This is a genomic window from Streptomyces sp. NPDC054841 (assembly GCF_053611045.1).
Genome location: NZ_JBSGZO010000172.1, coordinates 1 through 11,440 on the forward strand (window position 1 = coordinate 1; position 11,440 = coordinate 11,440).

1 pseudogene is annotated in these 11,440 nt (G+C 68.4%); it reads left to right on the top strand.

The annotated features are described in order from the left end of the window. Positions 1 to 11,440 (top strand): annotated as a pseudogene (locus tag ACWGI8_RS22565) (hypothetical protein); the annotation flags it as partial.

Genomic DNA, 11,440 nt, shown 5'->3' on the forward strand with positions numbered 1-11,440 from the left:
GACTGGAGCAGGCCCAGGACCACTCGATGGACACCGAGTCGGACGACGAACCAAAGAAGCTGTCCGCGGAGACGAAGGGCAAGGGTCGCGCGGACGATGCTCAGCCGCTTGGCGGTAGCGTCTTCGAGATGGCCGACGTGGAGGAGGAGCGCCAGTGGAGCGACGGTGTCTCAGCGGCCCTCGCCCGGAAGTCGCTGGTCGGGATTGGCGGTGCCAGCGGCTGGAAACCCTTCGTCCAGTACCTTGACCAGCCCCTCGATCCGGATGCACTCAGTGTCTCCTTGGCACTGCCGTACTTCGCGCCTCGCGTGTGTCAGATTCTCCCGAAGGAGCTGTGGCAGAAGCCCGACAGCCAGCTCAGCTCGCTCGACTCCCGGCAGTCCCGCTGGCATCATCCATCGGCCCGCGGGATTGTGGGGCAGCTGGTTGCGGCCGGGATGTGGATCAGGCATGTGTATCCGCCGACGATGGCCGAGGCGAGCGAGATTGCCCGAGCGGTGCCGCGTATGGAAGGTCCCAGCTTCATCCTGGGCAGCTACCAGAGCCCGCCCGATTTCGAGGCGGCCCGGCTGATGCTTGGCTCCTTGCTTCCCAAGGCGCTGCAGGACGGAAAGCTGTTCCTGTACGGCTCGTTCAGCGGCTCCCCTGCCTACCGCGCCGAACTGCGTCGACTGGCCGAGGAGTTCGGACTGGTCCACGGCGACTGGTCCTCCATGGACCAGGCCGGCAGAGTCCGGTTCCCGGGCGGTGCCGCCCACGCCACCGCTACGGCTCTGGTCCTAGGGCCTGACATGCCGTCCGGATCCTTCACCGGTCTGGTGGATCTGTCCCCGGAGTGGCTGAAGCCGCCCGCCAGCCTGCTGGGCGCGCTGGCCGCAGCCCGTCGTATTGCCGGCCTGGCCAGGGTCGTCCTCGGTGTGGCTCCGGACGGTCAGCTCGCGGCCGAGCACGCGGACGGCACTGTGGTGTTCGGGGGACAAAATGTCGCAGCGGTGGTCAAGGAGCGGATCGGCTCCGCCGTCCGGTTCGTCCAGGTGTACGCCAAGCAGATGCCGTCGCATGGTTCTGGGGCCGCGCTGCTCCGGCGCGACCTGCTCGCGCTGGGGGCGGAGCTCGAGCGGCCGCTGCTGGTGGCGCCGGACGGCGCCACGCTGTCCCCAGGGATACGTGGCGGTGAGCCCGTGCTGCGGTCCGGCGGCGATGTCGACGGAGTGCTGGACTGGCAGCGACTGGACCAGCCCGGCACCGAGAACGTGCACATCCCACTGTGGACCACGCATGACGGCCGGTTGGTTCCGGACGACGAGCCCGGCTTCACGCTTGTGACGGGCGGTGTTACCGCGTCGCCTTCGAATGACGCGTCTGCCGAGATCCAGGCCGTACTGAAGGTTCGGGTTCCCGGCAGGTTCTTCCTCGCCGCCGCCCCCTTCGGCGCCGACGGCCCCCTGCTGCCGTTCCGCGGTGGTCTGCGCCCGGTTGACCCGGAGACCTTCGTTGCGTGGCTGCGGGCCGCCGGGTACCGCGGGCAGGAGGTGATCTACGTCCCGACAGCGAGTGCGCGGCCGAACGCGAGTGCGCTGGAGCTGGCGGGGCTTGCCGAGCAGCGACAGGGATTCATCGACCGGGTGGCGGCGCTGCTTGAGCAGCCCGTACACACTCTCGATCCGCGCTTCGCTTTCGATGCGGCGCTGCTCACGAGCGCGCCCAGGGCACAGCGGGTCTCCGCGGTCTCGGATGAGGAGCTGAAGAACCTGGCACGAGAGGCCGCTTCCCCGGCGGAGGCCTACAGTCTGGCGCGGCTACACGTGTCCAGCGGTTGGCTGCGCTCGCTTGCGTTCCCAAGCCAGGCCGCGGTGGTTGGCGACGGAGTGCTCTGGCACCGCATGGAGCCAATGATGGCCGGGTATCGCGACCTCGCACTCATACCCGTTCCTTCCCCGGGCGCTGTTGTCCGGCGGCTGGCTGAGGTCGAGGACCTGGTACAGCACTTGCCGCCGAACATCTTCCTGATCCAGCTCAAGCACAGCGCGCAGCATGGCTTCTCTGTGGATCTGCCCTATGGCGAGCAGCGGGCGGCCGAAGCGCTGACGCTGCTGACCCTCGCCCGGGCGTACGGCCTCATGCCCGATCAGATGGTCGTCCTGGCTCCGGTCACGCCCGTCGACGGGCTGGTGGCCGAGGCGCAGCTGTCCAAGCTCGCCAAGGAGCTGTACCGGCTCCACAAGAGGCCGTTGATCCACACGGGGGCTGATGCCACCATCCGCGGAAACACTGCGGCCGACGGCACACATGGGCTGGTACCGGAGCGTCCGTATCGGCAGGAGACGGGCTGGCATTTCGAAGACAGCGGTGAACTGCCGGAGATCACCCAGCAGGACGGCATGCTGCTGGGCGTCCGCGGAGTCCGGGCGCACGAGACGTCCAGCCCCTCACCATTCGGCACTGGGTATCTGCGTGCCTCGTTGGATACGGCCGATCTGGCCGCCACCCGCGGTCTGCGTAAGTTCCCCGTGCCGCCGGGGCTGGTGCGGGTCGCGGTGCGCTTCGAGCGAGGACTGCCCACGCTGGCCCTTGATACCGTGTCACAGTCCGGCGCGCCGGGGCGAGTGGTGCGCATACCAGTCTCCGTTGCCGCCTACACCACGTGGCTCGTCTCGACCCTGTCCGAGGCGGAGGGCCTGGAAATCCAGGTTGTTCCGCTCGGTGGTCCCGAGGAGGCCGCAAGGCAGCGCGAGGCGATGCGCGCGCTGGCAAATGCGATGCAGGCCACGCTCGGGAAGATCACCCACCTGCCGCCCAGTCCCGAACTCGGGTCGCTGGACATCGACGACAGCCTGGCCTCCATCACAATCAAATCCCCGACATACACCGCGGACGCGGCCTGGGAGGCGAACGTGCCCGCGGGCCTGCGTTCGGCTTTCCACACCGACTCCGACGGCTCACTCGTGCGCCGGGACCATCCGCGGTACTTCTCGGACCCCGCCGGACTGCTGCTCGGACCGGCGGCCTCACCCGATTTCATCGGACTTTTTGTGACGGCGCGGCACACGCTCAGGGCTCAGAGCTTCTTCCTGCTGGGGCTGGACTACGAGTCGGCCTCCCCACGGGAAGATGTCGATCTGCTTGATCAGCCGGTGTGGCGGTCGGATCTCAATAGCGACGACGCTCTCTTGCCCGACGACGGGCCAGTGGAGTCCGGGCTCATCACCACGCGGGCGCTCGTCGACATGGTGCGCAGCATATCGCTTGAGGGTCAGTTCCTGATCGTCCAGGCAAGCACCGAGCGCGGCGCATCCCAGATTGATCTGACGGATACGCAGTTCGCGGCCATGATGCGGGCGTTGGTGAACGAGTTGGACCGGGAGACGCTGATCGCGTCCAAGGATTTCACCCTCGACATCAGCCCGCTCGGGCTCGTTGAGGCCGTCCAGACCGATCCCTCGATCACCCTGGAGGAGCCTGCTGGCCTGACTTTGCTCCAGCCGGGGGCTGAGGTCGCTCAGAAGTTGCCGGTCAGTATCGCGCTGGGCCAGGGGCCTTTGCTGTTCACTGACGGACGCGGCGTGGTGCACAGGAGCTTCGATGCGACGTTGCACGCAGCACTGACGGTGGTGGACCGGGCGGACAATCTGGTGGTGATGTTGCTCGACGTCTCTGCCGGGGGCCGACTGCAGCTACCGGGCGTTCCCGAATTGAGCAAGGCCCCGCAGGAGCTGGCCCCCCAGGCCGTGTTCGACCTGCTGGCCCTGGTCGACTTCATGCCGGGAATGGCACTTCAGCTGAAGTTCGGCACCCCGCTCCCCACTACGGGATTCCCTGAGCGATTCCTCCCCGATCTGCGAACGCTGAAGAAGCTGACCCAGGGGCCCATCTTCTTCCCGCGTCTGGGGGCCAGCACAGAAGTGACGCACGACGTCCGGCTGAACTCGGCGTGGATCGTGGCCGACCTGGACCCGGCGGAGCGGCACAAGCTTCTGCCGGCCTGGCACGAACTCGCAGAGTTCGACTCGGAGCAGGAGACCCAGCCCGGTCCGGTAGAGCTGCCGGGATGGTTGCCCAGCGTCGGGGGTGTCCTGATTGATGTGTCGCAGATTGTCACGACCCAACACGGCGGAATGGACCATGTCCTGGCCTCGACCGCGCGCATGGACTTCGAGGTCCAGAACCTGTTCCACCTGGCCGAGGAGGATGGTGCGGTCCGGATCTTCGTGGACTACGTCCAAGGCCTGCCGTCGGTCCGAATCGCGAATCACCGGGGAACGAGGCGCAATGTCGTCCTGACTCCCAGGCACATGGCGCGATGGATCCGCAGCAGCATCCGTGTGAGCGGCAGGCCGGTGATCCTTGTCCCGGCCGAACTCGGCACGTACATCGTCGGGCAGCTGGACGCCGCGCAGGACTACGTCACGGAGTTGGCGAAGGCGTTGGAGCTGGAGGTCCATACTGCCCGCCCCGGTACGTTCTTCGACTTCGGCTACGGCGGGTTCGCCCTGTCCAACGAGGGGGTTGGCGCTGCCTGGCTGAGCGGCGATCCGCATGAGGGGGCCCGTCGCACCTTCCTGACCGACGCGGACGGCGTACTGGTTCGGGCCGACCGGCCGGAGGTCACTGCCGGCATGTCCGGCGCAGCTCCCTTCAAGTACAGCTGGCTGACCAAGCTCGGCCTGGCGGGAGTGCTGGACTCGCCATTGCTCAAGGCCATGCACCTCTTCGCGCTCGTCGTGGAGATCGCCGAACCCAAGCCCGGGGACGCCCCCGACGCGATCTGGGTCGTCCACCACTTCCATATGGACCACCCCTCGCACTACACGACACCACAGATGGTCGACTGGCTGCGTGACTCCGCCGGCTGGGACGGGGGCGCCGAGATCGTGCTGGTGCCGCTGCCCACCAATCTCGCCACCATCGCGACCCCCGGCGCCTATTCGGCCGGACCGATGGGCGACGCCGTGGCTGCCATGCGGAGCCTCGCACAGGAGGCCGAGGCCAGGGTTCGCGTCCTCGGCCCCACACACACCACAGTCTGGTACGACTGGCCCGGCACCTTCGGCGCCGAGCCGGTGACGCGTGTGCCGCAGCAGGTCCGACCCGGGCAGCAGCCCCACCCGCAGGCGCTCACGCAACCGGACACGGCCGCGCGGGAATCTTTCGCTCCCCAGGCCACCGAGCCTGTGCATGCTCTCTCGAACACTACGGAGACGGAGAGCATGTTGCCCGGGACGACGGTGCCGCAGACCGCACCACCCGACGTACTCGTGCCCGCGGCCGGCACCTCGGGCACCGTCCCGTTCGACGAACAGAGCCCATGGATCACCGAGGATCACGCCCAGCAGCCACGGGCGCGGCAGCTGGTACCCAACCGCCGAGGCGTGTTGTGGCTGCCTGACCGCGGGTTTAGGACTCATCGAATGGGCTCCCTACTCAGCTATCTCCACGAGCTGCTGCCCGGCTCCCATCCGCTGGAGATGGTGAACCACGAGATGCCACTGAAGGTCGTCACCTTCGAGGTGGATGACCGAGGCGGGATCATCGAATTCCTCTGGGGGGCGCAGCGGACGCTGCCCCCGGCTCAGCTGAGCCTCGACCTCCACCGGATCCTGAACGTGCGCCGCGGCACCAACAACACGGTTCAGTTCGTGGTCAGGACCGATTCGCTGGGCCCTGACGCCTACGGACGGCTTGTCCGCGACCTCGATGTCGTACTCAAGACGCTGGGTGCGTTCGGCTACCTTGCCGAGTTCACACACATTGCCATGCTGCGGCCGGTCGAGGACTACCAGCTGGACTGGTCAGGCGATCTCGCGGAGAACCAGGAGCTCACCCAAGCGGTGCATGCCTGGAGGGTCGGCGGGAACGGCCGTCCCGTCGACAACGCTCCCGGCCTGTGGCGCCTGATCGGCATGAAGCCCACCGCGAACAACCTCCCGCAAGTCCACCCCTCCGCCTCCGGTGTGTTGATGCCGACCGGCAAGGTCGGCCTACGGCAGCACCAGATCACCACCGCCCATGGCCCACGCACCGTCGTCTCGCTGAGCGGGGAGCACACCGATCCCCTGCTCGACCGGTTCCGGAACGATCTGCCGAGCGATACCTACGACTGGTCCGGCGAGACACTCCTGCTGGCCTTCCGTAATGGCCTTCCCCAGGTGGCCTTCGAGAAGCTCGACGAATACCTGCGGCATAGCGGGGAGCACCCTGTCGAGCCGTTCGATGCGACGGGACGCGAGCTCGAAGCGATCCTCGGCGGAGTGTTCCAGCCCGACCGCGTGGTGCGGATCCTTGCGGTCGGCCTGTTGCCGGAGGACCGTCCCCGGGCCTACAGCGAATTGGGCGCTTACGCCCGTGCACGCGGCGGCGGTGGCGTCCAGGTCCCACCGATCTACCACGATTGGGAACTCGTCCCGGGCGAGAGTACCAGTACCATTCGACTGATACCGAGCCGTGACGTCAGTCTCGCCGTGACGCAGGAGGACTGGCTGGCAATCGACCCGGGCCGTGCCAGGCCGGCCCCGATCGCCATCGAGAACAGTCCGGCGACAACGGGAACTGCGCCGGCGGAAGCCGGGTCGGCCACTCCGCCGCAAAGCGACGAGCAGCCGCAGGCGGTTGCGTCGGACAGCGTGCAGGAGCTGGCGACCGAGGCCCTGACCCGTCCGGACGACGCTCTGACCATCGATCTTCGCGACCTGATCGACCTGGAGACCACAAATCCGCTCGCCGAGGCCGAGCTGACGGTTTCGGTTTCCCCGTCCGAGGACGCCGAGCCGCACCTGCTCGACGCTTCGGGCGGCTGGGTGGCGGGCTTGCCATGGAACCGGCTCCTCACCGACGACGAGATCCGCGATGCCGCGTACCTCCCGGTGCTGAGTGCAGACAATTCGTTCGTTCAGGCCTCAGCCAGTCTGCCGTGGTGGATGTTCGACGAGCTGAAACCGCACCTGGCACGGTTGTACATCGATGAACTCGTCGAAAACGTGATCCTTCCCGTGAGCCCGGCGGGTGTTCCGATGCTGACTCTGATCGAGAACGGCCGCGTGAAGCTGGCCGAGGCCACTCCCACCGACGCGTACGTGTGGATGAGGGAGTTCCAAGTAGTCGGGGTCGCCAGCCTGGCGATCCGGCTTCTGCCGCCAAAGCCGCTGGCCGGTCAGGCACACGTGACTCTGCTCGACTGGTCCGAGCAACTGGGTGAGTTGCTCCAAAGGACAGTGCTGGTGCCGGACGAGCGGAACGGCTGGATCGGTGACGCCCATACGGGGACAGTCCAGGTCCGCGGTCCTCTTGGCGTCAAGGGCCGCTGGGCGGAGCCGACCCTCAGGGAAGGTGCGAGCCCATGGCTGACCGACTCGCTGGGTCGCGCTGTGGCGCGTCAGCGACAGCTCGACATGGACCTACCTCCCGAAATGCCGACCAGCGAGCTCACGGTCGATGACCACCTCCGTTTGGCGGCCCTGAAGCGACGCAAGCTTTCCCCCTTCCTGGGCAAGTCCGGCGACGCGGTACGCGACCAGCTCGTCGCCTTGAGCGCGCTCACCGGTCCGGGCCTGGTCCTGGACGCTGGAACGGACCAGCAGGGCGTCCTGGTCCAGGTCGGCAGCAGCGGCTCGCGCATCGAGCCACTGCTGCGAAGCCAGCCGGACGGAGGGGCGACGTTCGAGCTGCCTGTCGAGCTCGGACGCCTCCTCCCGCTCAGGGCACACACCACTCTTCAATTCACCTACCCGAGCACCATCAACGATGCGGAGCACCGCGCGCTGGCGAAGGCATTGGACAACCTGCCGGTCCACGCTGAGCTGGAGCTCTACTTCCCGCAGTCCGGTGCCCATGTTCGCCCCGTGCACGACGAGGCCAACGACCTCTGGTACCTCAGTGCTGTCAAGGACGTCGAACTCGAGAAGGGCGGCCCGGTCCTGCGGCAGACCGCCAAGTGGAACCGGGCCACTGGCGTTGGCGTCCCTGGGGCGGTGTCGACGGATGAGGGCGCCTTGGTGCAACGTGGCACCGTATCCGCCTTCCAGAGCGACGGCGTGCTGCCAGAGTGGGAAGAAGGGCCACGCCGGCTGACAGAGCACGACCAGGCCCCGATAGCTGTTGCCTCCGCGTACGACCCGAAGGCCGACGGCGCCGGGGAAGGCGCCACCGCGTCGGTGTTGAGGCAGGTGTTGGGGGAGTACCGCCACGGCACTGAGAGCTCGTACGTCTTCCTGCCGCTGTTGGACGGCCTGCCGGCGCTGGCCTTCACTGATGCCGATCTCAGCGGCCTGAAGTCGTGGAGTGGCGTCCAGCCGGTGACCGTCGGTGAGATGGCCCAGTGGCTGCTCTCCCTTCGAGCGGAGACCCGGGACGGCCAGGCGGCCCTCAAGGCGGTCATCCTTGTGACCGAGCAGTTGCCGCCCGCACTGCATGCCCGGCTGGTCGTCTTCATTGAAGCCGTGGCGGTCACCTCGCGCATCAGCATCGGCTATGCCCCCCAAGGCCAACGCTGGGTGTGGTACGGCCGCCGCGAACTGATGCAGCTGCGCAACGGTGAGCATCTGGGTGCCGTGGAATGGGCCCGGCCCGAGGAGCTGCGGCAGCGGGCGTCGGAAGAGGTTCAGCGCGACCTGGATTCGATGCTGGAGCAGGCGGAAGCCGAGCTGCCCCCGGCCTACGACCTCGGCCAGCGGCTGGTCGAGGTCCCGGTCAGAGGCGAGGAGGAAGGCAGCACCGTCGCTGTCCGCACGCAATACTTCTGGGGCGTTACGGCATCCCTGCGCGGCTACGGCACGTTGGAGGGAGACGCCTACGTCCGCGAGCTGCTGGCGGACTTCTCGGCCGAGCTGCACCGGGACGGGCAACTGGACGAAGACTCCGACCACGTCGTTCTGCTCGGACTGGACGGCCTGGGCCGGGTGCTGCTGCACGGCGAGGAGGCCGACGACATCCTGACCGCCGACCCGGAGCTCCTCGCCGACTGGCTGCTCACGGCCGATCCCGCGGCCCGGGGTAAGCACGTCCAGCTGTGGTTCCTCGGCATGCGGCCGGAGTGGTCGGCGCGCCTTGCCGTCTACACCGAGAAGTTCGCTGCCGCGCTGGAGGCCACCGCGAACAACTGGCCGCTGACCCGCGGCGCGTACGCTCCCTGGCTGGGCCGAGTAACGAAGTTCTGGGTTCCCAAGCTCACGACGGTGCAGAACCCGCCGCAGCCGATCGCACCACTGCAGTCGGGGCATGAACCCCTGGCCTTGTCGCAGCCCGATGGCACGCTGGCCCCTGTCCGCCGGTCCGGTGCACAAGGGATGTATGGCCAGGACTTCGACGCCCTTGTCCGAGAGGGCGCCATCCCCCTGGACGCGTTCGAGGCCGCCGAGCCGACCGAGCAAGAGCTGGAGGCTCTGACGCCCATGCCTGACCGCACCCCGGCTGATCACGAGCAGGAGTACGACGACGAGTTGCAGCCTGGGAACTGGGACGCGGCCGACGAGTGGGCCGACGTCACGCTGTCCGAGCTGGAGGACTACGCCGAGGACGGGACGACTTCGTACCTCACGCCGTTGCTGGTCGACCGTGTCGACGAGGAGGTGATGGATGCCCTGGAGCAGATCGTCAGCGTCTACGGCATGGACGACGCCGCTGAAGAGCCGGAGGACTTGACGGACGACGACACCGACGACCAGGACGGTGACGCCACGGACGGGCCCGGTGACGGGGGCGGCCCTGGGCCCCGCGGAGGCGGTGGTGGAGGCCTCGGCGGCGCCGGAGGCACGGGTGGGGGAGGTACCGGACGGGCCACGCAGGACCACGATGCGGTCCCTCGCGACCGGCGCGACCCGGCGACCGGTACACCCGCGCCCTCCTCGACCACGCCGACTGCCTCGATGCGACAGGACCGCGTCGCCGGACCGCTCAGCTCAGATGAGGAGCGCGGTCTCCTCGGCAGCGACGTCAGCGACGTCAGCGACGTCAGCGACGTCAGCGGCGACGGCGAGACGGCCGGCGTCCGTGCCCCCCGCACCACCGACGACACCTGGCAGACCCTCCTGGGCAGGCCGAGACCCACGACGACCGAACCGGCACCGGAGATCACCTACTCGCAGCCCCCGCAGGCCCATGTGGAGGCACTGCCCGGCGGAACCGAGGGCTCGTCCGCCGCATCCACCCGTGCGCCGCAGCCGGGTCCCGCAGGTACGAGCAGCTCGGCCGTCCAGACCATCCCCCACCCCGTGTCGCCGCTGGGTGAGATCGACTTCAGGGGTGCGGACGCTCTGAGTGGATACCCGGACGAGGATGCCCCGTCCGCCCTCGACGTGGAAACGACGACGGCCACCCCGCGGTCGGTGTCCGACCGGCCCGAGGTACCAGTGCTGGTTGATCTCCACCCCGAAGACAATGGGCCGGAGCTGGCCCGCATCCGCGCCGCCGTGGCCCGCATGCCCGAAGTGCCGGGAGTGCTGCGGGTGCTGGTAGCCAACGATCCGGCTGGCGGCTTCCGTATTCGGGACACCGATGGCACCACCGTGACGGCCGGCGTCAACGAGCTGGTGCAGCGGCTGCCGCGGCTGAGCGGGCTGCCCGTACACGCTGTGCAGCTTCTCGCCACCGGACCGGCCCTCACCGGCGCAGGCAGGACTGCACGACATGCCCTGCGCGACCTCCTCGCGGGGATACTCGGGACGTACGTCGTCCTGAGCGACCCAAGTGTGGCGCTCGCCCCCGATGCACTTGCCGCCGACCTCCTCCTGACCGGACAGGGCACCGCCGACCCACACCTCGGAGACTGGCAGGTCGGCCGTCCCCAGCTGGTCGCCCCTGGCACCGACCCCGGCTTCTGGGCAGACCCCCGGGGGCTGCTGCTGGGGCCCGGCATGGCCAGCGGCATCCGGCTGCACGCCGGCGTGCTGGCTCCGCCGACCGACGAGGGTTACTTCTACGCCGCGGACTCCGATCTGGCCTGGCTGTGGCAAATCGGCTCGATCCCCGACGTTTTCGTAGCGGCGCTGCCCCTCCTGTCCGGCGGTGGAGCACTGCTGCGCGGCTCGGACGGCCGCTTCGAAGCCGACCCGGAGACGCTGATCGGCTGGCTGCGCACATACGGCTACCGCCACGGCATGAAGCTGGTCTTCATCGAGCTGACCGCGAACGGACAGCAGCCGCTCGGCCCCGACGAACGGGCCCGGTTCGTCCAGCGGATCCACGCCCTCACCGGTGACCGGGCACTGATCGCCGGACCCGGTCATCGAATCCGCCCCACCACCGATGGCACCGGTGTGCGGTCTGCGCCGATCGGCTCCGGGCCGGCCTCCGGCGCGCAGGCTTGGATCGAGGCACCGGAGACCGACGTGATCGGGTCCCCCACCGGCAGTCTGCTGACCCCAGCCGAGGCCACGGAACCGCTACGGGCGCCGGTGAGGTTGCTGGCCGATGCCGGACACGAGGACCTGACGGCTCTCGGCCGGCTCCT